This is a genomic window from Psychrobacter sp. T6-6 (genome assembly GCF_052258185.1).
In the GTDB taxonomy this organism is placed as follows: Bacteria; Pseudomonadota; Gammaproteobacteria; order Pseudomonadales; family Moraxellaceae; genus Psychrobacter.
Map to the genome: position 1 here is coordinate 18,811 of NZ_JBQQEX010000002.1, position 25,671 is coordinate 44,481.

Consider the following 25,671-nt stretch of genomic DNA (forward strand, 5'->3'; position numbering starts at 1 on the left):
AGTAGCTTTGCTATCCTATATTATGGATGCTCTACACACTAAGAAAGGACTCTTATGAAAACAAAGTACAAAGATCTGACCATCTGGATCACGGGTGCTTCTAGTGGCATAGGTGAAGCCCTCGCTATTGCTTTTGCCAAACGTGGCGCTCGAATTGTTCTAAGTGGACGTGATAGTGGAAAACTAGAAACCGTCAAAAAAAGCTGCAAGCGTGCTAGCAAGCATATTGTTGTACCATTTGATATCAGTGATGCCAGTCAAACAAAAGCCGCTTATGACACTGCTAGAGCTCAAGCAGGAAAGATCGATTGGCTCATCAACAATGCTGGTATTAGTCAACGCTCGCTCATCATGGAGACAGATGAAGAGGTCGAGCGTCAGATTATGGAGATTGACTACTTTGCACAAACGCGTCTAACGAGATTGATATTACCTGACATGATTGCACAAGGCGGCGGTAAGGTTGTTATGGTATCGAGTGTGGCAGGTTTGTTGGGCACGCAATATCGCGGTGCGTACGGGGCAGCCAAAGCAGCACTTCATATGTGGGCAAACAGCTTACGTGCTGAACTATATGATCAAGGCATAGAAGTGGCGACAATATTCCCAGGGTTTATCCAGACCAACATCTCTATCAATGCTTTGACAGGCGATGGTAGTGCTCAAGGCACTATGGATGAGGCAACCAGTAACGGTCTGACTGCAACTGAGTTTGCCAAACAAGTTATGAAGGCGCTCATAAAGGGCGAAGAATATATCATTGTCGCTGGTAGTAAAGAAAAGCTGGCAACCAGAGTCAATCGAGTATCGCCGCCAAAGCTGTATAAGCTGATACGTGAGTCACAAGTAAAATAATCGAGCAGCCAAACAAACGATCATTGAGTATTACCATCGTTAGTATTTTGGGGCTTAAGGGGTGTAAAATGAGCATGACTTGTTTTACACCCTATTTATTTGTGCATCATACCGAAGATATTATGAAAAATAACACGTACCGCCCAGCTTCCAGAAACCTTTTGAACAACACGCTACTTAGCATCGTCGGTCTTGGTAGTATTATAAGCCTCAGCGCCTGCCAGCAGACACCAGATTATAACTATCTGACTGGTGAAACTATGGGGACGAGCTATCATATCAGTTACCAGCTGCCTGACAATGTAGACAGTGCAGACGAAGCTGCCATACAAGCATCGATTGATGAGCGATTAAAACAAATCAATGACAGCATGTCGACCTACCAGAGTGACTCGACCATATCTAAGTTCAATCAGTTGGGTGCAAATACCCCTATTGTCATTGACGCTGATTTTAGTCGGGTGCTAGATATCTCACAGGTTGTTTACGGACAATCTGGCGGCGCGTTTGATCCTACTGTGATGCCATTAGTAGAAACTTGGGGCTTTGGCAGTACCATGACCGTTGAGCGTTTGCAGAGTCCCCCAACAGCACTTGAGATTGCTCAAGCAAAAGCGCTGGTAGACTTTGAAAGCATTATAAAAAAAGACCAAACCCTCTATAAGACGAAAGACGGTGTCGAGCTTGATTTTTCTGCGGTTGCTAAAGGATATGGCGTTGATGTGATTGCTGACGTACTCAGAGATGAGTATCAGATTCGTAATTACATGGTTGAGATTGGCGGTGAGATTGCTACTTCTGGTGTGAATAGCCAACAGCAGCCATGGCAGATTGCGATTGACGCGCCTATCGAAGGCAGTACTGTCAGCGAACGCCAAACCATATCTGCCATTCGCCAACCAACAACTACCGCCACCCAAATGCACTTGGCAACCTCGGGCAACTATCGCAATTCTGTCATATTCGATGGTAAACGCTATAGTCATACCATTGATCCAACCACAGGCGAACCCATTGCAGGTGGCGCGCCTTCAGTAACGGTCGCCGCTGACTCTGTTGCACTGGCCGATGCATGGGCGACTGCTCTTACGGCAATGCCTTATCAAAAAGCACTAGATGTGGCTACCACGCAAGATTTAGCCGCCATGTTTGTAATATTGGCTGATGATGTAGAGGTAGGTGGCGCTGATAGTAATACTTTGGATGACGCTACCAACGACAGTATCGACAACTGGCAAGTGGTGCAGACTCCGGCGATGCAAGCATTACGTACAGACAAAAAACGCTAAACCTATGCTGAGCTCAGGATCACACAGTAGATTTATAGATGTGAAACAAGAGAATACGTTAATGCAAAACGAGCAGCGCCAAAATTTGTTATAATACAGCTATAGTTGCGAGCAAATTTATTTATGAAAATCATTCATTAATGTCTAGCGCGACTGCCCTATTTTAAAACGAGGTTACTTCTATGCTTAGCCAACTACTCCCGATGCTTGCCATTACCTTCACTGTTTTTGTCCTGTTCTTTATTTTTATGGGTATTGGCTATATGGTCAAGAAAAAACCGCTTAAAGGATCTTGTGGTGGTGTTGCTAAGCTCATGGGTGATGAGCAGTGCTCATTCTGCGGTGACGATCCCAATAAATGTGACTCATTGATCGCTGAACAGCAAGAGAACGCATTAAGAGCGGCTCAACTGGGCAAGTCAGTATAAGTTTCTTTGATTACCTTATGCGGGTAGCATTTACCTGACATCTGTTCGTATAATAGCGTCAAGTCTTCTATAGGAGGCTTGACGCTATTTTTATTGCGCAATGCTATCTTCTGGCTATAGATGCCTTTTATTTGGATGCTTTCTATATAGAAATATTAGCCAGCAGATTTGTCTGTATTGCTTCCTGCAAAATTTTCGAATGCTGATCGATACTATCAATGATCGTCTCGGTCTGTTTCTAGGTATCAGTTTCTAGATAAATGCTCTCTGGTGTTGTTTTGCGGACGACGATATGTCGTCTCTGTCTTACAACAGTTCTTTTCTATTATCATCGTTGTATTGCTATGTCCACCTCCTCCCATCTACCGTCACCGCGTTTTACATTTTGGCTAGTCCTATGTGCCATGGTCTTGCTGGCGACCAATATGCGCGCGCCTATCGTTGCACTCGGCGCTATCGCTCCCGTGGTACAAGAGGCATTAGATATCTCCGAGTTTCAGATTGGCTGGCTAGGCGCTGTCCCTATGCTGAGCTTCGCCGTTGGGGCGCTGATCTCGCCAGCAATTGCTAAGCGCTTCGGGCTTGAGAATACGCTGATTATGATGATTGGGCTACTGACCACAGGTATGATGATTCGTACCGTGATCCCAACGTGGACGGGATTTTTGGTAGGTACGTTGTTACTAACACTAGCTATTGGCTTTGCCAACACGCTGGCCGCGCCTATCATTAAGCAACGTACGCCTAGGCATATCCCGCTGATTACAGGTTTGTTCAGTTTAACCATGACCGTGACCGCGGGGATAGTCTCAGGGGTAGTTCTGCCTTTATCTGAGCGAGTAGGCTGGCAATGGGCGCTAGGCGGTTGGACGATTTTAGGGGTTTTTGCCTTGTTAATTTGGCTGCTTTTGCGTGTGCGTCTTGGCTCATCAAACCATCAACCCATAGTCTCGACAGACCCAGACGCCTCTGATATTTCGATGTGGCGCACGGCCTTTGCGTGGCAGATTGCTATTTTTATGGGACTACAATCATTATTGTTTTACACTGTTGCTAGTTTTTTGCCGTCTATTTGGGTCAGTAAAGGATTATCTGCTGTGAGCGCTGGACAAATGGGTTCTGTGTTTCAGTTTATGGCGCCCATCTCTATTTTGAGTCTCACATGGCTAATTAATCGCGGTCGTCCGATTCAAGCACTCGCTGTGTTTGCCGCTGTGCTCAATGTCGTTGGGGTGCTGGGCGTCAGCTATCTATCCACGGAGTTGGCGTGGCTCTGGTCAGCCCTGATGGGGATTGGGTGCTCAGCGATTTTTACCTTAAGTATGATGCTGTTCTCCCTACGAACCTATACCACCAATCAATCAAGTGAGCTGTCTGGTATGGCGCAAGCCGTCGGTTATTTGATTGCATTTTTTGGCCCGCTAGGCACAGGTTGGCTTCATGAAGCGACTGGTAGCTGGAGTGTACCGCTTTTTATTATGCTGATACTGATGATTGCAAACGTGGTGATTGCGTGGCTCGTGAGTCGTCCAGTGATGGTCGATGGCAAATATATTTGATTATAAAACATTAAATGCTCTAAATAGTACTCTCTATAATTCTTTAATTTCTAAAGCGCAATAAACCTGTCTCTAAATTAACCTTAGGGCAATATTGGTTGCTGTCTTATTTTGCTACACTGGTTTGATTGCTTATAGGACACAACTCCCATGATGAACTCCCCCTTACGTTTCTTGCCTGCTATCGTCACGCTCGCGGCTGTCATGGCTATCAGTGGCTGTCAAAAAGAGACGGAGCCTACTGAATCTACCAACACCACTGAAACACAGAGTACGAGTACTGAGACGACTACTAGTCCAGCCAATACGACGTCTGTAGACACTAATGCCGACGTATCCACCGATATCCAAGTCAACGACGCGCCCCTGACTATTTTGGCGCTTGGTGATTCATTGACAGAAGGTCTTGGGGTGGATAAAGATGACAACTACCCTGCGCAGTTAGAAGATCGTCTGCAAGCCATGGGGTATAAGAATACCGAGGTCATCAACTCAGGGCTGAGTGGTGAAACCAGTACTGGACTGGTCAATCGTCTTGACTGGGTGCTACAAACCAAACCTGATGTGACGATTTTGACCATTGGTGCAAACGATGCTATACGCGGTATCGATGTAGCAACGATTGAAGCGAATATTCGTACGGCAGTTAAACGATTACAAGACAATGGCAGTGTCGTCATCTTGGGCGGGATGTCAATCTATGACAACTTAGGCGATGACTATGTTGCCGCGTTCTCAGATATCTATCCTCGCGTAGCAAAAGACATGAACGTCACCCTTATTCCGTTTTTCTTAGAGGGTGTGGGCGGTGACCGCGCGCTCAACCAAGCGGATGCGATTCATCCGACGAAGGAAGGCTACACCATCATCGTCAATGACAATATCTTGCCTGTCTTAGCACCCACGCTAGAAGAAGTCACAGCAGCCGAAACCCCTTAGGCCGAAATGACCGAAAACACGACAAACGAGACCACTTAACGAGACACTGTAATGACATCACCTTCGACTGCCACATCAACACCGCCAGTAGATACTAAAAAAGCTGTCCTACTCACCGCCTCCCAGTTAAACAAAACCGTGCAAGTCGGCGAGCAAAGCCTGTCTATCATCAAAGACGTCGATATCCACGTCAACGCTGGCGAGTTTGTGGTCATCATGGGCAAATCAGGCTCAGGCAAATCGACCTTGCTAGGACTACTTGCCGCATTGGACTACCCCGATAGCGGCACGGTTACTTTGGCAGATCAAACGCTCAGCAGTTTGGACGAAGACGCGCTTGCCGTTATCCGCCAACAGGATATGGGCTTTGTCTTTCAGTCATTTCATCTACTGCCCACCCTAACCGTCGCCGAAAACATCGCCTTCCCATTAGATATTGCACGGCGCTCAAACCCAGCGCGAGTAGACGAGCTGATTGACGCGGTCGACTTAGGTCATCGCCGTCACAGCTTACCCAATCAGTTATCAGGCGGTGAGCAGCAGCGTACAGCGGTGGCAAGGGCATTGGTGTCGCACCCAAAGATTGTGTTCGCCGATGAGCCAACAGGTAACCTCGATGAGCAAAATGCCGATCAGGTCATGCAGCTATTATTGGATTTGCGCCAGCAGGTTGGCTCGGCATTGGTCGTGGTGACTCACGATCCTGCGCTTGCCGAGATGGCGGATCGCGTCATTACCATGCATGATGGTCGGATTGTAACCTAATGAATCAACGCACAGAAAACCAATCAACTGATGTTAAAAATACTGATACTAGTATGCTCAATCAACTGTTTACCAAGACGCTAGGCTCGCAAGCACTCAGCCGTAGCTGGTGGCAACGCTGGGTCTATCCAGTATTGTTTTTGCTGACGCTCACCCTATCGCTTGCCACCTATCTGACCCTCGACTCGGTGCAGCAATCTGTTGATCGCTATATCAATGACAATCAGCGTGCACTCGTTGGTGGCGATTTGATTTTGAACGGCAAGCAGGATTGGTCAAGCGACGTATTGACACAAGTAGACACAATCCCTGACACGCAGGTCGTATACGATTATCAGTTTAGCGCCATGCTGGTCACTGATGAGCAAACCTTGCTTGCCCGCGTCAAAGCCGTCTCACCGTCCTACCCTTTATACGGCGATGTTGAACTGGCCTCAGGACAGCCGCTATGGGATCAGCTGACCTCTGACAATGTCGTCGTTGCACCAGAAGTGCTTAGTAGCCTAAACGCTAGTGTCGGTGACCGTATAGCTATTGGCGATGCGCAGTTTACCATCAGTGATGTGCTGACCAAAGAACCTGACCGACCTTTGACCGCGTTTGGTTTTGGTGGGCGGGTGTTGATGAAACAAGATGCCTTGGCAGCGACCAACCTACTCGGTCAGCGTAGCCGCGTCAATTACCGTATTGAGATAGCAGGTGATCCTGAGCTGATAACGACGCAGCGTGATGCGTTCACAGATATCCTGACCAATTATCCTGATATCGAGCTGTCTGAAGCCGAGTCCGAAGACACCTCTGTGTCCCGTATCTCTGACAATGTATTGATGTTCTTAAAACTGCTGGTCATCGCCGTATTGCTACTCTCGGCCGTCGCCATGTATGGCGTCATTAGCGCGTTTGTCACCAAGCAACAATCCAATAATGCGATTCGCTTGGCATTAGGTGAACCGCTTGGCTCACTTAAGCGCAGCTATTATCAACTGCTTATCGTCACCACCGCCATTGCTTGTGTCGCCGCGATTATCCTGAGTTTAGGTTTGCTTAAAATCGGTCAGCCGTATCTCGTGGCTATCTTGCCTGCTGACGTGGGTCTCGCCATCAATCCAATCAGTGCGATCAAGACCATATTCATTGCATTAGCTCTGACCCTACTGATAGCGCAGCGTGGATTAAGTACGTTAAATACCACCAAACCCGCCACCCTACTCAATCAAGGGGCGAGTACGCAGGCGCAAAACCTACCGTGGTATCGACGCACGCCGTTACTATGGTATGGCATCGTGCTGGCAGGACTCTATGCCTTCTTCGCTTATGAAGTTGGCTCGCTGTCATTAGGCGCGCAGTTATTGGGCGGATTGATCGGCTTTGTAGCGATATTTTGGCTACTGGCGCGTGGGTGGCTATGGCTGCTTAATAAGTTAGCGAGCAATACCAAGGTCAGTTGGATGCAGCGTATCGCCATTCATAATCTGGCGCGTAAAGGCAATCAATCAGCATTATTCTTTGTCACCTTATCGCTATCGGTCGCGGTGCTGACGCTCATCACCACCCTCAATCACAGTATCAACGCGCAGTTTATCAATGCCTATCCTGAAGACGCGCCCAATCTGTTTTTGCTCGATGTGCAGAGCGATCAACACGATGAGATTGATACGATCATTGACGCACCTGTCACCTATTACCCAGTCATTCGCGCCCGTGTGGAGACGGCGAACGATGTACCAGCAAAAGATATCGAGCCTGAAGATGGCTTTGATGATCCTACGCGGGTGTTTAACTTAAGCTACGCAGATACGGTGATGGATACCGAGTATATCGTTGACTCGCTCACAGACGATGCGCTCTATACGCCTATCGATGATGCCGATCAGCAAGTCAAACCCTTATCCATCTTGGACACTGCCGCCAGTATGCTCAATGTCGGTATGGGTGATCAGGTACGCTTTAATATTCAAGGTATCGAAATCGTCGGGCAGATTACCAGTATCCGCACGCGCTATGAGCGTGGCCCCAGCCCGTATTTTTACTTCTTGTTTGAGCCGTCGGTGCTGTCCGCTGCGCCGCAGATTCAGTTTGCTACTGCGCACGTATCAGAAGATGCCATTCCAGAGCTACAAGGCAAACTGGTACGCGAGTTCCCTGCTGTCACGACGATTGATGGGACTGCTATTGCGAAGCAAATCCAAGAGCTGGTGGTACAAATGAGCCGCTTGGTCTATGTGTTCACTTTGCTTGCCCTACTCACTGGGGTCATGGTACTGATCAGCTCGCTACTGTCTACGTCACAAGATCGTATGAAAGACAGCGCGTCATTTAGACTGCTCGGTATGCAAAAGCGCGACTTGTATATGCTCAATATCTTGGAGCTGGGCGTGCTTGGTATTAGCGCGGCGACATTTGCGGTGGTCATCGCCAGCGTTGGCGCATGGGCGGCTATTACGCAGTGGTTTAATCTACAGTTTAGTGTGCCGTGGATGAGCTTGGCTATTGGCGGTGCAGCGTTAATCGTATTGCTGTTTGCCATTGCCATTATTTATGTAAGATTGGTGATTGGGCGCGGGATTATGGCTAGAGTCAGGGCGATGATTTAGGAGATGTGCTATGAATTCAAATGATCTAATAGTGAGTACTTTTCTGATAGGGGTTATTCGACTTTTACGCCTTGGTGAAATTAGCATCGACCAAGCTCATTTTTTGATTTTCAGCCCTGGTGGATTATCGAGAATTGAAGGTAATGATGACTTAAAAGGGTAGCGCCTATTATTCATTATGCGCTTGAACTCGAAGATATATTGTCTACATTAGGTATCGAAAAGTATCAGCAAGAACTGACACAGCTTGAACAACTTTTGGTCAAGCATCTAACGTTTGGTAGTCATGAGAAACTGTGTGGCACATCAAAAGTGATAATTTCACTAAAGTCTGATGGATAGGGCTTATTTAAAATTTCGCAATTATAAGTTGTATCTAACTTAAAATAAGCACTTTATTCCCGACTGGAATACTATACTAATATCTGGACAAAGAGTGATAGGAACAGGAATAATTTCATTTATATAAAACAGCTTATCTTCCTAATATGTAAATATTTCAATTGATTTTCTCATCATCAATTATTTCTACGCTAAGAGAGTGCATCTTTATGGGTTCATTATCCCACCTTCTTGCTAAATACTCTATTTCTTGATAGATAGTCTTTTTGCCACTTATGGCTCGAATCCGAATAATTAACGGATGAGCATATTTCCATAGTTTCATAAAACTAGAATAGTGTAGATTCTTAAAAAGCTCTTCTTCAAAAGCTTTTACACGTATACCTAGAGCGATGTGTTCATAATAATTTAATACATAATGGATATCATCTTTTAACTTTTCATCCTCTAATATTCTCTTATACCTTTTCTTTTTCTCTTCTTCGACATCTACTTTTCTTTTCTTTTCATTTTTTAGAAGATTTTTGTTTATCTTTATATGTTCAAATATTGTAAAATCTTCTTTATGTCTAATTTCTTTTGATATTTCCTCATCGGATTTGTTTTTGTACTTATGATTGTCTAGCTGACTATAATATTGGGGTAGATCGTTTCCTTTAACAAAAATCAAGTTCTTAGTATTTTGCAGTCTCTTATTTTCATTAAGCTCTGTCACAAGTTGTATTGTTAGTTGTTTCCTACTAGTAGACTTACTACTTTGTATGGACTGATAAGTTAAGTATAAACCTATTGTAGCTACAGCCACTAAAAGATAGCTAGGAAAAGATCCAAGAACCACTCTATATACGCTATCCTGGAAGCTTCGTACCGTTGCTCCACCTGAAGCGGACGTTACAGCATCTGAATAATTTATCTGATAGTGCCACCACAACCAAATAACCCCTAATGTAAACAATACAATAGGGGTTATTATAGGTAATTTGATTTTTCTTGTTAGTTTAACCATCCCATCCTTCATGAGCGACCTTTTTGAACATATTAAATTTTACCATTTAAACTCTCCTAGTTAAGTAGAATTGTAAGCTTAATTTCACTTCCCTATTAATTTGATTTACAGATAAAAAATACAATACATAGTATAAAAGTTTTATGCACGACAATGTGGTGTCAGTATTAGTTCACGTAAATAGAAACGAATATTAGTTTACTTTTCTGCCTCTGCTTAGCCAGCCGTTATTATCAAAATAATAACGGCTGGCTAAGCAGAGGCTTAATTATACACAAAATACTCTGTTTTGTCAATAGATAATTTTTAGAATACACGACAGGTTAGGGATGAACAAGACTTCTATATGATAATTATATTAATAATATGTATAAACTAAACTCTTTTCAATCCACATCTACTCCTGAACACCTCTACCCTCATCACCACCTTTTGCTATACTAGCCCAACTTTATCGGTTAAATACCCACTTATAACACCCTCCCAAACAGCATGGTAGCCTTATGAAATTCTCAAAGTTCGGTCAAAAATTTACCCAGCCCACTGGCATCTCGCAATTGATGGATGATCTCGGCGATGCGCTAAAAAGCGATCAGCCAGTCAACATGCTGGGCGGTGGTAACCCTGCCAAAATTGATGCCGTCAATGAGCTGTTTTTGGAGACCTATAAGGCGCTAGGTGTTGATAACGATGCGGGCGTACCCAATAGTAGCGCGATTATCAGCATGGCGAACTACTCCAATCCGCAAGGCGATGCTGCCTTTATCGATGCGTTGGTTGGCTTCTTTAACCGTCATTATGACTGGAACCTCACAGCGGACAACATCGCCCTGACCAATGGCTCACAAAATGCGTTTTTCTACCTGTTTAATCTGTTTGGCGGTGCGTTCACAAACGAGCAGAGCGAATCTGTCGACAAGTCCATTCTACTGCCATTGACCCCTGAGTATATCGGCTATAGCGATGTGCATGTGGAAGGTCAGCATTTCACCGCCGTATTGCCGCATATCGATGAAGTGACGCATGATGGCGAGGAAGGCTTCTTTAAATATCGTGTCGATTTTGATGCGTTAGAGAACTTATCAGCGCTAAAAGAAGGTCGTATCGGCGCAATTTGCTGCTCACGCCCGACCAATCCAACGGGTAACGTGCTGACCGATGACGAAATGGCGCATCTCGCCGAGATTGCCAAACGCTATGACATACCACTGATCATCGATAACGCCTACGGTATGCCTTTCCCAAATATCATCTATTCTGATGTCACTTTAAATTGGGATAACAATACGATTCTGTGTTTTAGCCTGTCCAAAATTGGCTTGCCCGGTATGCGTACGGGTATTATCGTGGCTGATGCCGAAGTGATTAAAGCGGTCAGCGCGATGAATGCGGTAGTCAATCTAGCACCGACACGCTTTGGTGCAGCAATTGCCACGCCATTGGTAGAAAACGATCGTATCAAACAGCTATCCGATAATGAGATTAAACCGTTTTATCAACAGCAAGCGACACTCGCGGTGAAGCTGTTAAAAGACGCATTGGGCGACTATCCGCTAATGATTCATAAGCCTGAAGGCGCGATATTCTTTTGGTTATGGTTTAAAGACTTGCCGATTAGCACCCTTGAGCTGTATGAGCGTCTCAAAGAAAAAGGCACGTTGATTGTACCAAGCGAGTACTTCTTCCCCGGTGTTGACGTGACCAATTATCAGCATGCCCATGAGTGTATCCGCATGAGTATCGCCGCCGATGAGCAGACACTGACGGATGGTATTAGAGTGATTGGGGATGTGGTGCGTGAGCTGTATGATGAAGCACAGAACAAGTAGTCATAGACTCAAACGAGCGAATAAAAAACGGACTGATTAATAGTCCGTTTTTTTATGCTCTGAAATGGTCTATTTTATTTTAGGTGAACGGTTTGCCACCCTTTTAGCTAAGCGCTTTTAGTAATTCATTAGCGCTTAGTTTACCAAACTCATTGGCAGCTAATGGTCCATCTCCTGAGATCAGTTTTCTATCTTGATGAGTGCTACCGGTGGCCAGTTTATTGCTAATAGTGACGCCTAGGTCTTCAAGCTTTTCACCAAAGTACCATGGCATCGTACCGGGCAGATAGCCAATTTTTGGCATTTGCTTATCCATACCAGTGGGGAACGCTACCATCTCATAGCCTTTAAAGATAAAGTCGCGCTCGGACTTATCATCTGCCTTATCAGAACCGTTTAGATTGACGGACAATAAAGCGGCAGGTCCATGGCAAATCGCTAAGGTAAACAAGTTATTTTCATGGCCCCAGCGTAGCAATTCGCCAAGGTTCTTGTCCTCAGGCAAGTCTAGCATCGCGCCATGACCACCTGGAATAAAAATCGCTGCATAGTCGTCGCTATCGGCCATGTCATTTTTGACAAAGTCAGCAATACTGTTCGGACTCTCAAGCTTTGACCGATACTCAGCGTATAATTGTTTAACGTCGTCATCATCTTCTGGCATCGCCCATTGCTCAACTTTGACAGACGCTCCTGTTGGCGTAAAGACGTCCACGTCAAAACCCGCTTTTTTAAAATGCAATAAGGGCACCATCATTTCAACAGGGTGATTGCCGGTATCAAACTTTTTACCGTTTTCCATAGTCATGTATTGCTGCTCGGTACAGACCATGAGGATTTTTTTATTGCCCGTATACGGCGTGTCATACTCTGTATTGTCATAATTAGTTTTACTTGGGGCCGCCAATTTCAAAGATGACTTGGAAGGAATATATACTCCCGCTTCGGTTTCTTGTGCTTGCAACCCTAACGTTTCTTTTGCATTGTCTAGTATTTCTTGGATATTCATAGTGCTTCCTAGTTATTATTAATTATGGAGGATCGATACCGAGTCAGGCGATATCTAAAGGCAGTATCTAAAGACAATATGCTTAAGATATACGCCGATACCGCTACCCTTTTATCTTAAGATAACAAACTGAGAAAGGGTTAAATAGACAAGACTTTTTATATTTCGTAAGCTTTGTAAAGAGAGCGTGTTTGATCTGTCAAATCACAACCGCTGCAATAGCGACCGATTTAGGTAAAAGCTATTTTAGAAGTCATTTGTGTGATGTTCTTATAGGAGTACTGCTCTTGACAAACAAATGCAAAAGCATGGTATCAAAGCGATTGTCGGAAGTGTTTCGTGAGCTTTATAATTAAGCACAAAGCAAATAGTCGTAAGTTCAAACGAACAAATAAAAACGGACTGATTAATAGTCCGTTTTTTTATGGCGTTTGGTTATTGAAGTAGATTTATTGGTTGGGTGAAAGACCGTCGTCCATTTATTGAGCGCAAAGAGCACATAGGGTAGCAAACACGTATTCATTAGATCGTGCAGGCTGGCCTTTATATCCACCATTTCTAAAGCTAGGAGCCCTTTGGGTATGATGATATGGCGATTGTCCAAGTATTCACCAGATAACGCCACGCCAGTCACAACAATCAAAGCGATAAATGCTCTGATATTTTGGCTTTTGATGATAGGACGCAGTAAGAATAGACAAAGCAGGTAGACACCAATACCGACATAGATATGTAAAGCATCTTTGGCAAGACCCGTAATCTCAACCATATTGAGTTTAAAATCGGTAAATTCCAATAGAGTATTCCAAATATAAGCGAGCAAGAAGTAATTGAGCGTATCACCAAACAATAATAACTGAGAATCAACAACTAAGAATGAAAATAATAGAGAACAAAAAAGGTAGATTATACAATTGATAATCTACCCTTTGCTAAATTAAATATTCAATTTATATTTATCGTTTATCTATATATTCCACTCTACAAAATTCTTGAGCAGTTGCAAGCCAGCAGTATGGCTTTTTTCTGGATGGAACTGGGTGGCGAATAGATTGTCTTTGATAACACTGGCACAGAACGGTTGACCATAGTCACATACCGCCGCGACTTGCGCACTATCAGCAGGCTCGCAGTAATAGCTATGTACAAAATAAAAATGCGCGTTGTCCTCAATACCGTGCCACAGCGGATGATCGGTATCCATCTCATTGATAGTATTCCAGCCCATATGCGGTACTTTTATCGTAGCGCCTTGCTGGTCAGTCCACGTCGGATCGAATGCTTCTACCGTGCCGTTTAAGATGCCAAGGCAATCTGTGCCGCCATTTTCAGCGGATTGCTCAAACAACGCCTGCATACCCACACAGATAGCCATGACGGGCTTGTTGAACACTGCTTGGCGTATGACCTCATCGATGCCAGCCTCTCTCATACCAGCGATACAATCGCGCATGGCACCGACCCCAGGGAAGACGATCTTATCTGCTGCCGCTACGATTTTTGGGTCATTGGTGATAGAGACGTCTGCGCCAACGACTGACAACGCTTTGCCAGCTGAGTGCAGATTGCCCATGCCATAATCTAGTAATGCTACTTTAGTCACTTTAGCCATTAAAACGCCTCTTTGGTCGATGGCAAGGTGTTCAATGCACGCTCATCATATTCACAGGCCATACGTAGCGCACGCGCAAAGGCTTTGAAGGTTGATTCGATCTGATGATGGCTGTTTTTACCTTTGAGATTATCCAAATGTACGGTCATCCATGAGTGATTGACGAACCCATAGAAGAACTCACTGAATAGGTCAACGTCGAAGCGGCCAACGTGCGAGCGGGTGAATGGAATATCCATGTGCAGCCCTGGACGACCTGATAGATCAACCACTGCGCGGGTCAGCGCTTCGTCTAGCGGCGCATAAAAATGTCCGTAACGACGGATGCCTTTCTTATCGCCCAATGCTTTGTTGAATGCTTGACCCAGCGTAATACCCGTATCTTCGACACTATGGTGGTCATCGATAAAGGTGTCGCCAACACATTTGATATCTAGATCAAACAAACCGTGACGCTTAATTTGATCAATCATATGATCCAAAAATGGCACACCCGTGTCTACCACACCTTTACCAGTCCCATCGAGGTTGACGGTACAGGTGATTTGCGTTTCGGCGGTGATGCGCTCGACAGTCGCAATACGCTCAGGGCGACCATGTAGATTTAGGTTTGTTGCTTGATTTTGCTCAGTTGCATTGGCTGTCATGGCTACTCTCTATCGGTTCTTTATCAGTGAAAAGCGGTCAATAAGTAGTGCAAAAAATACCCATTACTTTATATTATGTTTTCTGCCAGCACTCTAATCAGCACTAGCAATACAAGTATTAAAAAATGATATATACAAAAGATATCAATATATTAGGGTTTATACGTACTTAATATTATGTAGCCTCATCATAGCAAACCCTAACATTTACTGCCACGCTCAAGGGCCAAACCATGCACAAAATCACCTCATTCTGCTAAAATAGTGTGTTGAGTATTATCAATCATGACTTGCACCAACTTTTAGATACTCTATTCTGTAGCCTACCCTTTAACGTTGTGCCGTATTATGACTTTGTGCTGTGCCGTACTATACCCTTATACTATAAAAACCCTTTATTTATAGGAACCACTATGCCTTTAGAAGCGATTGCCATCAATAGTTTGGATGCACCACTCATCAAAAAACCATCTCGCGACAATGAGCTAGCAGAGCGTTTGCAGGCATTGTACGATAGCGATGATACGCAGCCTAATGGTACTGAGGTGTTAAATATCGTTGAGCAAGGGTTTAAACGCGGACAGACCCTATATGTCGGTATGTTCAATGACAAACCTATCGCTGCGGTTGGGTGTTTTGATGATGGACAGACCGATGCCAAACGTTTGCAATATCTCACAGTACACCCAGAGAACCGCAAACGCGCCATCGATGCCAAATTTATCAAATTGGTCTATGATGCGGAAGTCAAAAAAGGCGTCCGTGAGTTTGTCCCGGCTGATACTGATATTCACCGTATCATGAGCGAGTACGAACTGCTGCGCGTAAAAGACTAAACTGAGCGCTAAAACTGTTAATTCTGCCCATATCTAGTTATTTATCGTCTTTTATCAGATATAATTCAAAAACAGCTTGACAGCGACGCGTATATTTAGTTTAATAGCGACCTCAACGAAGACGGCTCGATAGCTCAGTCGGTAGAGCAACGGATTGAAAATCCGTGTGTCGGCAGTTCGAACCTGCCTCGAGCCACCATTCGTTAATAGAATTCTAAAAAGCCCCGAACAGCGATGTTTGGGGCTTTTTTTATGCCTGTTATTCATGCTTGTCGCACACCGTCACTATTGCATAACATTTCTATCCTGTTTTCTAAACAGCTTGGCTCAGTATACTCAATAACCATATGTGAGTAGATACCAATTATAATAAAGAGCAAGGGTAGCCATTATGAGAGAATTTGATTACGACTTAGATTACAAAAACTTAGATTTGCGCGCTCAGCCTGAATTGTATCGTGTGGGCCGCGGTGAGCAAGGGGTGCTACTGGTAGAACCTTATAAGTCTGAAATCTTACCGCACTGGCGCTTTGCCACGCCTGATATCGCCACCGAGAGTAGTGAGACTATTTATCAGATGTTTTTGGACTACTTGGCCGACGATGATTTTGTTGGTGCGGATATGGCGCGTAAGTTTATACAAATGGGCTATACCCGCGCTCGTCGCTATGCCAATCATAAAGGCGGCAAAAAGTATAAAGGCGCGGTCCCTGATGATAAAAAAGGTCAAAGCGGTGCTCATGGTCGCGAAGAATTGCCAAGGCAAATCGAGGATCCTATCAAAGCAGAGTCTGCGCGAATCTTTAAGGTCAAATGGGACGAGTGCCGAGAGAATAAGGATTATTTAAGGATGAAAAAAGAGCATCGCGAGCTTTATAAAGATGTCGAGTAACTACAAGAGCAAACGCAAACCCTTTAACCAGTAGGCAAAGCAATGAGTAAAAAAGAAATGAACAATAACGACAAGCAACTTTTGATCTTTGATTTTGATGGCACACTCATTGATAGCGTGCCCGATTTAGCTGATGCGACCAATGCTATGCTGACCAGCCTTGGTAAGGAAACCTACCCTATCGAAACGATACGCAATTGGATAGGCAATGGTTCACGGTTGCTGGTAGAGCGCGCGCTGGTGGGTAGAGTAGAAGTAGCAGACAGCGAGTTAACGGTTGAGGAAGCCAATCACGCAGAACGCGTATTTCTTGATGCATATAACGAGCTAAGCGGTAGTAAAACTGTCGCCTATCCCGATGTCGACGAAGGACTCAAAAAACTCCATGCCGCTGGCTATACGCTTGCCTTGGTGACTAACAAACCCATTCGTTTTGTCCCAAAAATACTACAGTCATTTGGCTGGCATGATTTGTTCAGTGAAGTGATGGGCGGTGACAGTCTACCTGTCAAAAAACCAGACCCAGCGCCCCTACTACACGTCTGCAAAAATCTTGATATTGATGCTGCTCAAGCAATAATGATTGGCGACTCTAGAAACGATATATTGGCTGGACAAAACGCCAATATGGATACGCTTGGACTGTCTTATGGCTATAATTACGGACAAGATATTCGTGAGCTAAACCCGACCGCAGCATTTGATAATTTTGCCGACTTGGTGGCTTGGGTTATGGCAGATAGCATTTAATCCGTAACAATATCTGCCTAGTGTTCAGAAGAACTTGCCAAAAAATCTGCTAAAACCAAGGTTACGCTTTGCTGCGATAGCTCAGTGCCTCAGACACATGGGCGCTATTAATATCAGTACTATTGGCCAGATCAGCGATGGTGCGAGCAACTCGCAGTACCCGATGATAACCACGAGCAGAGAGGTTCAAACGCTGCTGGGCAAGCTGCAATAGTTGCTTTTCACTATCACCCAGCTCAATGTACTGATCGATCTCACTAGGACTAAGCTCATTATTGACTTTTTGTTGCCGTTTTAACTGCTGCTGATGCGCAGTCGCTACTCGAGTACGCACTTGCTTAGACGTCTCACCTGCCTGCGTGTTTTGCAAGTCAGCAATAGGCAGCGCTGGTACGGTGATATGCAGATCAATACGATCTAATAGCGGCCCTGATAATTTGTCTTGGTAGCGTTTGATTTGTTCTGGTCGACAACGACAACGCCCTGAGGTATCGCCATCATAACCGCACGTGTAATAACTTCCAATTACTGGCACAATACCCTTCAATATCACCTCTTTTCTATTCCAATACCTACCAATTAAATGACAAAGATACACCAAATAGCTGTCATAAATTTTAATAAGTACTAAATAAGCGACAAATTATTATGAAACAAATGCGTAAAATAAAACCGACTAGAATGAGCGTATCAGGAAGAATTCCATATAAAGGTAGATCATTGCCTTATGAATCAACTTTAGAGCGTGATTTAATTATAGTCCATGCCTTTCGAGAAGATGTGGAGGATATAATTGCTCAACCAATTACTATACCCTTCGTCAAGAATGGCATTACTTATAAATATACCCCTGACTTTTTTATCAAGTTCGCAGAATATGCTGGTAAGCCAAATATGATTATTGAGGTTAAACCACATGATCTATGGCAAGCGAACTGGAGAGACTGGTCGGATAAGTGGAAGACGATGCAGTGCTATTGTAAAGACAATGGTTATGTATTTCATATCTATGATGAGAGTCGTATCAAGAATACAGCTTTGAACAATATTAATCTCTTAATGAAGTTCAAAAACTCTGCAATCGAAGAAGAGGATAAGGAAGCGGTTTTAGAGCAGGTTAGGCTTATGGGTACAACTACCATAGATTACCTATTAACCCGTTTTTACCTAGGCTCTTTTTTGCGCAATCACGGATTAAGAATAATTTATCATTTACTTGCTACTAAACAATTAAAGTTTAATTTATTCCTTGAAATTAATGACTTAACAGAGGTATGGGTGGATTATGAATAATAATAGTAGAATTATAGAAGCTAATGCATCTATCTTTGACAGGCATTTAGATGATTTTCAAGAACTAGGTATTGATGTAGATACAATAGATGAGTCAATACCAACAACGAAAGGATATGGTTTCATGATTGACCATGATGATGAGGGTTTAGATAGGTTTGAAATCAGGCGTGGACGTATTGATTTGCGTAAAGGAAAAACCTATCTAAATAAGTCTGATAATAAACACTATGAGCTAGTCGAGTACTTAAACGAGAGTACAGAGGTCGTAGTTCGTAGTGTTGAAACGAGTAAAACCAGTATCGTTAACATACAAAGTTTGTCAAACATTAAAGATCAGAATAATGATCATATTAATGTCGATATTAGTGCTATTGGCGATGAAGAATGGCAAAAAGCACAGTCAAAGTTTGAGGCAATTAAACCTATTATCAATACTGAGCATAGCTATAATCATCGAAAATTGATCATGAAACGCTCAAAGGAGATTAATGTCTCAATTCGTTCATTATACCGCTGGATTAAGCAGTATCAGGCTGTCGGTTCTATTGCAGGACTGGTAGAGAAAAAGCGGGGTTGGAAGGAAGGTGACTCACGTCTAACCAAGGCTCAGGACGATGTTATTCAAAGAGCTATAAAAGCATTTTATTTGACCAAGCAAAGGGCTAGTTTAGAGCAGACTTATCGCGAAGTTTTTCGCATTTGCTCCATGGAAAAGATCGACAAACCAAGTAAAAAAGCTATCAAATTACGTATTGATCAAATTTCAGAGTATGAACAGCTTAAAAAGCGTGGCCAAATAGAGCAAGCTAGAAAAAAATTCAAACCCACACCCCATTCCTTTCCTAACGCAGATTATCCATTAAGCGTGATTCAAATAGACCATACACCTGTTGATTTAATGCTAGTCGATAACGAACACCGAAAATCTATTGGTAGACCATATTTAACACTAGCTATCGATGTCTATAGCCGAATGATTACGGGATATTACTTATCATTAGATCCACCATCAGCGACTTCAGTTGCAATGTGTGTCGCAAGAAGTATCTTACAAAAAGAGAGTCTTTTACTTGAACATGGTATTGACCATACAGAATGGCAAGTGTATGGCTATCCTCAAAAGATACACGTTGATAATGGTGCTGACTTTCGATCAAACACCTTGGCTCGTTCGTGCGAAATTCATGGGATTAACCTTGAATTTAGACCAGTAGCAAGACCTCAGTTTGGTGGACATATTGAACGTCTCATTGGTACGTTTATGAAAGAGGTTCATGGCATCAACGGTACAACATTTTCTAATATTAAGGAAAAAGACAATTATGACTCTGAAAAAGAAGCGACACTTACCTTAGATGAGTTCGAGGTTTGGCTTCTTACCTTTATAACCAAGGTTTATCACAAGCGAATCCATAGCACTTTAGGACGAAGTCCTACGGAACAATGGTATCTAGGTATTCATGGTGATGGTGAAAGCATTGGTACAGGCTTACCATCATTACCAGAAGACTCAAAAACCTTACTATTAGACTTCATGCCAAGTTTTGAGCGAACCATCCAGCATTTTGGCGTGACTATAGACTCCTTACGCTATTACGACCCCTGCTTAAATATTTTTATTAACGCCAAAAATAAAGATGGAAGTAAGAAACACTTCTTATTCAGACGTGATCCAAGAGACATTAGTAAAATTTGGTTCTACGATCCAAGTTTACACCAGTACTTTACAGTCCCCTTTGCTAACCAGCAGCTACCAAGTATGAGTCTGTGGGAATATAAACAGATTCGTAAGCAGATTTCTGATAAAGGGAATGAGTATATAAATGAACATCAAATTTATGAAGCTTTAACCGAGATGCGAGACTTAATCGAAGATTCTTCTAAAAAAACGAAGTCTGCTCGTAGACAAGCGCAACGTCAAAAGACACATGCAAAAAGTCAAACTATCGTAGCCAAAACAATAATGGCGAGTAAAAGAAACAATGCCAATACTAGCAGCGATCTAGAACCGACTAACAGTGATGATATTCAAACAAACTTACAGCCATCAATACAAGCTTCTAAAAAACCTGAAAAGAGTGTCGTTGAACAAAATGGTCTACTTCTAGATACGACTGATTTTGATTTTGGAGATATTGAATAATGAATGAAATTATCACTGATAACAAAACGTCTTACCTCCATGTATATAAAGATTTCCGTCATCTTGTAGAATATTCTGATGACGATCGATTAGATTTTATTAACGAAGCTCGCTGGGTCAATTATGAGGTAGCAGACAATATAATTTTAGAGCTAAACGGGCTTTTGAGGTTCCCAAAAAGACTAAGAATGCCTAACCTTTTAATAGTCGGTGATTCAAATAACGGCAAAACCAGTATTGCTCATCGTTTTTTTAGAAAACATGGCATGCCAATCGAAGAGAATGGCATTTTAGTCAAGCCTGTTATTTTTGCAAATGCTCCTTCAAGCACTAATGAAAAAGACCTCTATATGTCTATTCTAGAGGCACTCCATATGCCCTATAGAACGAAAGATTCAGCATCTTCATTGCTCTATCAAGTACTTCATTTATGCCGCGAGTATCAAGTCAAAATGATCATGGTTGATGAGCTTCATTCATTACTTACAGGTACACCAAGACAGCAACGTCAGGTAATGAATGCTTTGAAGACATTATGCAATGAATTACAGATACCGATTGTCGGTATTGGAACGCAGGATGCGAAACGTGTACTACACACTGATCCTCAGCATGCTAGTCGATTCGATATTGTAGAAGTCCCTCTTTGGAAATTAGATAAAAGATTTCAAGAATTACTTTTTCGACTCGAAAGTGTTTTTCCGCTTAAGAATCCATCAGAATTGCATCAACCCAAAACTGCTGCCCTTATTCATGCCGTTTCAAAAGGAAATTTAGGCAATATTCATAGGCTTCTGTCAGTTTGCGCCAAAGATGCCATTCTTAGTGGCACAGAACAAATTACCGAAGACATTCTGACTAAAAATAAAGATGTTCGCTCAACCGAAGGACTCAGGTAATGGTTAGCGTAAAACCATTACCCGTTGCTACGCCTCTTTTAGATGATGAAAGCATAAGCTCATGGTTACTACGGGTATCTTTAAATCAAGGCTGCGATCTTTCTACAATTCTTTTTTATCACTGGTCTAAATACAATTTGCGTCATCATGATTTTGATAAAGGCTTTCATCATATTAACAAGCAAATACATCAAGATATGGCTGTACTTGCTCAAACTGATACTAAATTTTTTGATAATAGAAGCTTGATACAGTTCAATGAAGATATTGGATTAGAGTATCGACCAAATATTAGCCTTACTTGGGTGTTACCTATTCCCAAATTTCATTCTAAAACGATGGTAGGCCATCAATATTGCGCTCAATGTATGCAAGAGGACAAAAGTGCGTATTTGAGATTAAAGTGGCGATTTAGTTGGATAGTTTACTGTGAACAGCACTTAATTTCACTACAAAGTTCGTGTTCTAGCTGCGGATTGCCGTATCAACCACATTTGATCAAAGCGAATCACCGATTTATCAATAGATGTCCTCATTGTCGAGAAAAGCTAAGCGCTGAAGCAGTAAATCAACTTTTATGTACAGATGCTTATGAGTTTCAATTGAAGGCTGAACAAGTATTGAGCGCTAATCAAGCAATAGTTTTTGGACATTCAATAACCTCTGGTGACTGGTTTGAGCTGACATTATTTTTCATCAACCTCATAAGAAAGAGTACTTTAGAAAAAGAATTAATCTATAAAAATTTAGTAGAAACCCTTGGTATATGTGGTATCGATGGTCTTAGGCTAAGCAAAACTAGAACGGGGCTAAAGTTTGATTACTTATCCTACGAGGAAAGAGTAATGCTTATCGCCTACGCCAACCAGATGCTCAAAATCAAATTTGATGACTGGCTATTAGCTTGTAAGAAAAATAATTTAACGCAAAATAGCTTTAGGTTGGGTAAGCGACCTATCATACCAAAAGCCTTTTTACCTATCTACAATGAGCTTCCTTCAGCTGTAAAGCGTCAAATTAAAGCAAACAGGATATCTGCTAAACCTAAGTCAGCAAGGGCGGTTAATAATTCTTGGGAAAGAATGCAATTACGAATTGAGAAGTTGAAAATATATGATAAATCAAAACCCAACAAGAGAGCTAGAAGAGCAACTAAGTCATAGTATATTCCAAAGCTACACTGATTTTAGTAAATTTCTTCGTAGTCGGACGGGCAAAAGAAACTTCGTTGCCCCTGCATACAGGTTTGATGAGTTTTTCAAAGAATGCGACTTACAATGGGGCAAGATACCCTCCTATAAGATTATAACTCACACCTTTGATAATCACTTTGTCCAAAAAAATATGCCTGTACTTGGATGGCTTTTAAAAACTCGTCAAATCTTTGTCGATGATACAACAGAGCAAATTATTATTTCACAAGCAGCTATCCAAGAAATGTTCGTCGCCTTTAATGATGATCCACCAAGCATACTGCAAGAATACTTACTTTTTTTGAATCAAAGACAGAAGCGTCGTCAGAGTAAGCCAAGTTCTGTTAGAACGGTCTTTCAACCCATAATTAGTTTATACCACCACTATGGCTTACAAGGCTGCCAAACGCCGTCACAAGCTCAAATAGATAGGTACTTGATCAAGAATAAGGGACATATAACGGCTATGATTTCTTTTGTTCAATACTTAAACGGTCATCACCAATTTAATCTCGTTTGTAAACGATCATCTAAGAAAATACCAATTAAGCCAGCTTATAGAATAGTTGGAGATAAGGATCGGCAAAAATTTGAGAGGCGATTTATAGCACTAGCTATGTTAACCAGACCGATAAACGATAAGGAAAAGATCCAATGGATCAATTATGGTATTAGGTACTTTCATCGATTTTTTATCAGCATAAAAACGCTATCAGATGTAGATATCAAGCCATGTAATGAGTATGAAAATTTAATGTTAGTTCAATATGATAATAAACAGTTTGCGTTACCCAAATTTTAATTAGCTTTTAATATTTTGTATTTTGTATACAGGTCTATAATAATGAGAGACATCATGTTTCACTTGATAATATGACACCCGCTGAGTACAGACGGGTGGCTTAGTTATTCTATAATGAGGTTATATTAAGAATGGGGTATTTACATATTGACAACCTTCAAGCCATATTTTCAAGCTTTCCATATACATGGCTATCTTAATTTGAGATTATTAATTAAACGACTACCATGTTAAAAAGAGAGGTTACCGATAATAAATACAGCGAGAACAATACTAAAATAAATAGGAACGAGACATTTTAAGCCAAACCTGAGCATCACTTGCTCCATACTGGAAGAGCTTTTTTGCGTGTTTTTTGCGAGAGTCAGTATCAAGACAATAATAGGTACTGAAGTAAAGACTGCAAATCCCGCACTGGCATTTTGTATCGCCGAAAATAGAAGCTCTCTATTATAAACTACCCCTAAGCTACTTTGCATATCCATCAATAAAGCATTCCCGCCAAGATTAGACCCTGTTATGAAGCCACTTAGCATACCTATCAAAGGTGAAGAAACATGGTATAAAAATGAGTTTTCATTACTATTTAAAATAACTACAATTTCATCTATGAATTGTGAAAAGTTCATTAACTGAGATAATAATATAAACACAAATAGAGTTGAACAAGCTTTGATTGTTTTATTAATAGGAATACTGATTTTAGTTGATTTGTTTTTGCTCATGATCAGTAGTATGGCTATCACGATAGCTAAAAAAGGACTTTTGATGAAAACTAAATCGACACCAACTCCATGAAAGGTAGTTGACTCTATTAAATAAGGAAAAAGAGATACTATAATTTTAAGAATAACAAGAATGATTATCACTAGAATATATGGAGATATATTCATCAATATGTTCTTATACTCAGAAGTTAGACTAGAATTATTCTTAACTAACAAGAAGCTAAAGAAGATTAGAAAAGTTATCAGTCCAGAGAGTACTCCAGCAATCTCCACTTGTCCCATATAATTAAAAATCATTAATAATATTGAAATCGTTGAAGCAATAGAGATGCCAAAGATAAAATTTTTGTATTTTATTTCATTTTCATTGAGGACGAATGAGCAGATTCCTCCTAAAACAATAAATACAAATAAACTCATACATGCTGTGAGAAAACCTAAAGATTCAATAGGTTGACTGGAAATTTTGGAACCAACAACCGTTGCTAAACCCAAGGTTCCCCAAGGCATGATATTCATACTTAACATAGAAACTTTCAAAGCAGTCTCTTGCTTCAAAAGAGAGATAAAAACAGGCACGGCTAGTATTAGAGATACACCGAAGCCAGTAATAGACTCTAGTGCAGGCAAAAGACCAAAGACCAGAAGCATAACCTTATGGTTTCTATCAATAGGCATTTCTTTTAAGTAGCCTTGCAAGCTCCTGTTGTACCCATGATCTTCAAGTATATTATTCAGAGTTAAGCCAGGTAAGATAACTAAGAATGCACTTAATGTAAGAATGATAGTATTCAATAAAGAATTGTAAAGGACTCCTAAGTCCAGTTGTAAGGACTCCATCATGTAACTAATAACGAGGGTAGAACACACGCCTATTAGTCCTGATACAAAACCACTTTTCTTAAATCCTATGATAAGCAAAAGGCTTAGGATTAACGGCAGTAATAATAGAAATATCATTAAAATCCTTTGTAATATTTATACATATATACAGCTAACTTACTTTTATGGAATCTATCAATGATAATCCTTCTGTTTTTAGATAAATGTAATGGTTCGACTCTTAATCTAGAATATCTAAATTTAAGAGAACATCATCAAACATTAAATTAATCAGACTATCATATATAGTCATTCCACTTTAAAACTGCAAAGGCAGACATTATTGAAAAAAAGTTTTAATTCTTGTTATGAGCACCCCATCTTAACTTTTTTACCCGTGCCCATTTCTATTTAATAGGGTTTAGTCAGAGCTGTA

Annotated in this window: 24 protein-coding genes, 1 tRNA gene and 1 pseudogene; 19 read left to right on the forward strand and 7 right to left on the reverse strand. The window is 41.9% G+C overall.

Annotation, left to right across the window (positions count from 1 at the left end):
* The first annotated feature begins 54 nt into the window (after nt 1-54).
* From ACTXGL_RS03275 to ACTXGL_RS03310, 8 genes are all read left to right on the forward strand, one after another.
* Nucleotides 55-855 carry an SDR family NAD(P)-dependent oxidoreductase gene (locus tag ACTXGL_RS03275; protein WP_443524865.1) on the forward strand — a complete coding sequence of 267 codons (801 nt, stop codon included), beginning with the start codon at nt 55-57 and terminating at the stop codon, nt 853-855.
* A gap of 122 nt (nt 856-977) precedes the next feature.
* Nucleotides 978-2,144 (forward strand): FAD:protein FMN transferase, encoded by a 1,167-nt coding sequence (locus ACTXGL_RS03280; protein ID WP_443525524.1) that lies wholly within the window; start codon nt 978-980, stop codon nt 2,142-2,144.
* A gap of 182 nt (nt 2,145-2,326) precedes the next feature.
* A complete protein-coding gene (gene nqrM, locus ACTXGL_RS03285) occupies nt 2,327-2,572 on the forward strand; it encodes a (Na+)-NQR maturation NqrM (protein ID WP_443524867.1) in 246 nt (81 codons plus the stop codon).
* Between the two features lie 344 nt (nt 2,573-2,916).
* The gene (locus tag ACTXGL_RS03290; RefSeq protein ID WP_443524869.1) at nt 2,917-4,131 is read left to right on the forward strand and encodes an MFS transporter; all 1,215 of its coding nucleotides are present in this window, start codon (nt 2,917-2,919) and stop codon (nt 4,129-4,131) included.
* A 150-nt stretch (nt 4,132-4,281) separates the two neighbouring features.
* Nucleotides 4,282-5,070 carry an arylesterase gene (locus ACTXGL_RS03295; RefSeq protein ID WP_443524871.1) on the forward strand — a complete coding sequence of 263 codons (789 nt, stop codon included), beginning with the start codon at nt 4,282-4,284 and terminating at the stop codon, nt 5,068-5,070.
* A 51-nt stretch (nt 5,071-5,121) separates the two neighbouring features.
* Nucleotides 5,122-5,835 carry an ABC transporter ATP-binding protein gene (locus ACTXGL_RS03300; RefSeq protein WP_443524873.1) on the forward strand — a complete coding sequence of 238 codons (714 nt, stop codon included), beginning with the start codon at nt 5,122-5,124 and terminating at the stop codon, nt 5,833-5,835.
* Complete coding sequence (locus tag ACTXGL_RS03305) at nt 5,835-8,429, forward strand: ABC transporter permease (protein WP_443524874.1); 2,595 nt, start codon at nt 5,835-5,837, stop codon at nt 8,427-8,429. The genes ACTXGL_RS03300 and ACTXGL_RS03305 overlap by 1 nt, the downstream gene beginning before the upstream one ends.
* A 10-nt stretch (nt 8,430-8,439) precedes the next feature.
* Nucleotides 8,440-8,592, forward strand: coding sequence for a hypothetical protein (locus tag ACTXGL_RS03310; protein WP_443524876.1), 153 nt, complete (start codon nt 8,440-8,442; stop codon nt 8,590-8,592).
* A 336-nt stretch (nt 8,593-8,928) separates the two neighbouring features.
* On the opposite strand, the gene ACTXGL_RS03315 is transcribed toward ACTXGL_RS03310, so the two are convergent.
* The gene (locus ACTXGL_RS03315) at nt 8,929-9,789 is read right to left on the reverse strand and encodes a DUF4760 domain-containing protein (protein ID WP_443524877.1); all 861 of its coding nucleotides are present in this window, start codon (nt 9,787-9,789) and stop codon (nt 8,929-8,931) included.
* A 491-nt stretch (nt 9,790-10,280) separates the two neighbouring features.
* Here ACTXGL_RS03315 and ACTXGL_RS03320 point away from each other — a divergent pair, with 491 nt between their 5' ends.
* On the forward strand, nt 10,281-11,606 hold the full coding sequence (locus ACTXGL_RS03320) for a valine--pyruvate transaminase (protein ID WP_443524878.1): 1,326 nt from the start codon (nt 10,281-10,283) through the stop codon (nt 11,604-11,606).
* 103 nt (nt 11,607-11,709) lie between these two features.
* On the opposite strand, the gene hchA is transcribed toward ACTXGL_RS03320, so the two are convergent.
* The 4 genes from hchA to hisB all read right to left on the reverse strand — a co-directional run bounded on the left by hchA (nt 11,710) and on the right by hisB (nt 14,874).
* The gene (gene hchA / locus ACTXGL_RS03325) at nt 11,710-12,615 is read right to left on the reverse strand and encodes a glyoxalase III HchA (RefSeq protein ID WP_443524879.1); all 906 of its coding nucleotides are present in this window, start codon (nt 12,613-12,615) and stop codon (nt 11,710-11,712) included.
* Between the two features lie 406 nt (nt 12,616-13,021).
* On the reverse strand, nt 13,022-13,411 hold the full coding sequence (locus ACTXGL_RS03330; RefSeq protein WP_443524880.1) for a hypothetical protein: 390 nt from the start codon (nt 13,409-13,411) through the stop codon (nt 13,022-13,024).
* A gap of 171 nt (nt 13,412-13,582) precedes the next feature.
* Nucleotides 13,583-14,218 carry an imidazole glycerol phosphate synthase subunit HisH gene (hisH, locus tag ACTXGL_RS03335; RefSeq protein ID WP_443525526.1) on the reverse strand — a complete coding sequence of 212 codons (636 nt, stop codon included), beginning with the start codon at nt 14,216-14,218 and terminating at the stop codon, nt 13,583-13,585.
* An 8-nt stretch (nt 14,219-14,226) separates the two neighbouring features.
* Nucleotides 14,227-14,874 (reverse strand): imidazoleglycerol-phosphate dehydratase HisB, encoded by a 648-nt coding sequence (hisB, locus tag ACTXGL_RS03340; protein WP_443524882.1) that lies wholly within the window; start codon nt 14,872-14,874, stop codon nt 14,227-14,229.
* A 413-nt stretch (nt 14,875-15,287) separates the two neighbouring features.
* Here hisB and ACTXGL_RS03345 point away from each other — a divergent pair, with 413 nt between their 5' ends.
* The 4 genes from ACTXGL_RS03345 to ACTXGL_RS03360 all read left to right on the forward strand — a co-directional run bounded on the left by ACTXGL_RS03345 (nt 15,288) and on the right by ACTXGL_RS03360 (nt 17,352).
* Nucleotides 15,288-15,710, forward strand: coding sequence for a hypothetical protein (locus ACTXGL_RS03345; RefSeq protein WP_319050843.1), 423 nt, complete (start codon nt 15,288-15,290; stop codon nt 15,708-15,710).
* Between the two features lie 123 nt (nt 15,711-15,833).
* A tRNA-Phe gene (locus ACTXGL_RS03350) sits at nt 15,834-15,909 on the forward strand.
* A 192-nt stretch (nt 15,910-16,101) separates the two neighbouring features.
* Nucleotides 16,102-16,602: a DUF4385 domain-containing protein gene (locus tag ACTXGL_RS03355; RefSeq protein WP_443524884.1), complete on the forward strand. Its 501-nt coding sequence runs from the start codon at nt 16,102-16,104 to the stop codon at nt 16,600-16,602.
* A 42-nt stretch (nt 16,603-16,644) separates the two neighbouring features.
* Nucleotides 16,645-17,352, forward strand: a complete 708-nt coding sequence (locus tag ACTXGL_RS03360) for a phosphoglycolate phosphatase (protein ID WP_443524886.1) — start codon at nt 16,645-16,647, stop codon at nt 17,350-17,352.
* Nucleotides 17,353-17,413: 61 nt separating this feature from the next.
* On the opposite strand, the pseudogene ACTXGL_RS03365 reads toward ACTXGL_RS03360, so the two are convergent.
* A pseudogene (locus tag ACTXGL_RS03365) lies at nt 17,414-17,860 on the reverse strand (magnesium chelatase subunit ChlI family protein); the annotation flags it as partial.
* Between the two features lie 140 nt (nt 17,861-18,000).
* On the opposite strand from ACTXGL_RS03365, the gene ACTXGL_RS03370 reads away from it, so the two are divergent.
* The 6 genes from ACTXGL_RS03370 to ACTXGL_RS03395 are packed head-to-tail and all read left to right on the forward strand — an operon-like array spanning nt 18,001 to nt 23,789.
* Nucleotides 18,001-18,645, forward strand: coding sequence for a TnsA endonuclease N-terminal domain-containing protein (locus ACTXGL_RS03370; protein ID WP_443524888.1), 645 nt, complete (start codon nt 18,001-18,003; stop codon nt 18,643-18,645).
* The gene (locus tag ACTXGL_RS03375; protein ID WP_443524890.1) at nt 18,638-20,791 is read left to right on the forward strand and encodes a Mu transposase C-terminal domain-containing protein; all 2,154 of its coding nucleotides are present in this window, start codon (nt 18,638-18,640) and stop codon (nt 20,789-20,791) included. Before ACTXGL_RS03370 ends, ACTXGL_RS03375 begins: the two co-directional genes overlap by 8 nt.
* Entirely contained in the window at nt 20,791-21,690 is a 900-nt protein-coding gene (locus ACTXGL_RS03380) for a TniB family NTP-binding protein (RefSeq protein WP_443524892.1), read from the forward strand. Before ACTXGL_RS03375 ends, ACTXGL_RS03380 begins: the two co-directional genes overlap by 1 nt.
* Nucleotides 21,690-22,853, forward strand: a complete 1,164-nt coding sequence (locus ACTXGL_RS03385; RefSeq protein WP_443524893.1) for a TniQ family protein — start codon at nt 21,690-21,692, stop codon at nt 22,851-22,853. The genes ACTXGL_RS03380 and ACTXGL_RS03385 overlap by 1 nt, the downstream gene beginning before the upstream one ends.
* On the forward strand, nt 22,804-23,685 hold the full coding sequence (locus tag ACTXGL_RS03390; RefSeq protein WP_443524895.1) for a hypothetical protein: 882 nt from the start codon (nt 22,804-22,806) through the stop codon (nt 23,683-23,685). Before ACTXGL_RS03385 ends, ACTXGL_RS03390 begins: the two co-directional genes overlap by 50 nt.
* Before the next feature lie 26 nt (nt 23,686-23,711).
* The gene (locus tag ACTXGL_RS03395; protein ID WP_443525528.1) at nt 23,712-23,789 is read left to right on the forward strand and encodes an IS3 family transposase; all 78 of its coding nucleotides are present in this window, start codon (nt 23,712-23,714) and stop codon (nt 23,787-23,789) included.
* 126 nt (nt 23,790-23,915) lie between these two features.
* Here ACTXGL_RS03395 and ACTXGL_RS03400 read toward each other — a convergent pair whose 3' ends face one another.
* Nucleotides 23,916-25,373, reverse strand: a complete 1,458-nt coding sequence (locus ACTXGL_RS03400) for an L-lactate permease (protein WP_443524896.1) — start codon at nt 25,371-25,373, stop codon at nt 23,916-23,918.
* Nucleotides 25,374-25,671 lie beyond the last annotated feature (298 nt).

Bases quoted from the DNA above. Each gene is read 5' to 3' on its own strand.
- ACTXGL_RS03360 (WP_443524886.1), top strand. From the start codon at position 16,645: ATGAGTAAAAAAGAAATGAACAATAACGACAAGCAACTTTTGATCTTT.
- hchA (WP_443524879.1), bottom strand. From the start codon at position 12,615: ATGAATATCCAAGAAATACTAGACAATGCAAAAGAAACGTTAGGGTTG.
- ACTXGL_RS03355 (WP_443524884.1), top strand. From the start codon at position 16,102: ATGAGAGAATTTGATTACGACTTAGATTACAAAAACTTAGATTTGCGC.
- ACTXGL_RS03400 (WP_443524896.1), bottom strand. From the start codon at position 25,373: ATGATATTTCTATTATTACTGCCGTTAATCCTAAGCCTTTTGCTTATC.
- ACTXGL_RS03385 (WP_443524893.1), top strand. From the start codon at position 21,690: ATGGTTAGCGTAAAACCATTACCCGTTGCTACGCCTCTTTTAGATGAT.
- ACTXGL_RS03290 (WP_443524869.1), top strand. From the start codon at position 2,917: ATGTCCACCTCCTCCCATCTACCGTCACCGCGTTTTACATTTTGGCTA.
- ACTXGL_RS03370 (WP_443524888.1), top strand. From the start codon at position 18,001: ATGAAACAAATGCGTAAAATAAAACCGACTAGAATGAGCGTATCAGGA.
- nqrM (WP_443524867.1), top strand. From the start codon at position 2,327: ATGCTTAGCCAACTACTCCCGATGCTTGCCATTACCTTCACTGTTTTT.
- ACTXGL_RS03315 (WP_443524877.1), bottom strand. From the start codon at position 9,789: ATGAAGGATGGGATGGTTAAACTAACAAGAAAAATCAAATTACCTATA.
- ACTXGL_RS03375 (WP_443524890.1), top strand. From the start codon at position 18,638: ATGAATAATAATAGTAGAATTATAGAAGCTAATGCATCTATCTTTGAC.
- ACTXGL_RS03275 (WP_443524865.1), top strand. From the start codon at position 55: ATGAAAACAAAGTACAAAGATCTGACCATCTGGATCACGGGTGCTTCT.
- ACTXGL_RS03345 (WP_319050843.1), top strand. From the start codon at position 15,288: ATGCCTTTAGAAGCGATTGCCATCAATAGTTTGGATGCACCACTCATC.
- ACTXGL_RS03280 (WP_443525524.1), top strand. From the start codon at position 978: ATGAAAAATAACACGTACCGCCCAGCTTCCAGAAACCTTTTGAACAAC.
- ACTXGL_RS03300 (WP_443524873.1), top strand. From the start codon at position 5,122: ATGACATCACCTTCGACTGCCACATCAACACCGCCAGTAGATACTAAA.
- ACTXGL_RS03310 (WP_443524876.1), top strand. From the start codon at position 8,440: ATGAATTCAAATGATCTAATAGTGAGTACTTTTCTGATAGGGGTTATT.
- ACTXGL_RS03380 (WP_443524892.1), top strand. From the start codon at position 20,791: ATGAATGAAATTATCACTGATAACAAAACGTCTTACCTCCATGTATAT.
- ACTXGL_RS03295 (WP_443524871.1), top strand. From the start codon at position 4,282: ATGATGAACTCCCCCTTACGTTTCTTGCCTGCTATCGTCACGCTCGCG.
- hisB (WP_443524882.1), bottom strand. From the start codon at position 14,874: ATGACAGCCAATGCAACTGAGCAAAATCAAGCAACAAACCTAAATCTA.
- ACTXGL_RS03390 (WP_443524895.1), top strand. From the start codon at position 22,804: ATGATAAATCAAAACCCAACAAGAGAGCTAGAAGAGCAACTAAGTCAT.
- ACTXGL_RS03305 (WP_443524874.1), top strand. From the start codon at position 5,835: ATGAATCAACGCACAGAAAACCAATCAACTGATGTTAAAAATACTGAT.
- ACTXGL_RS03320 (WP_443524878.1), top strand. From the start codon at position 10,281: ATGAAATTCTCAAAGTTCGGTCAAAAATTTACCCAGCCCACTGGCATC.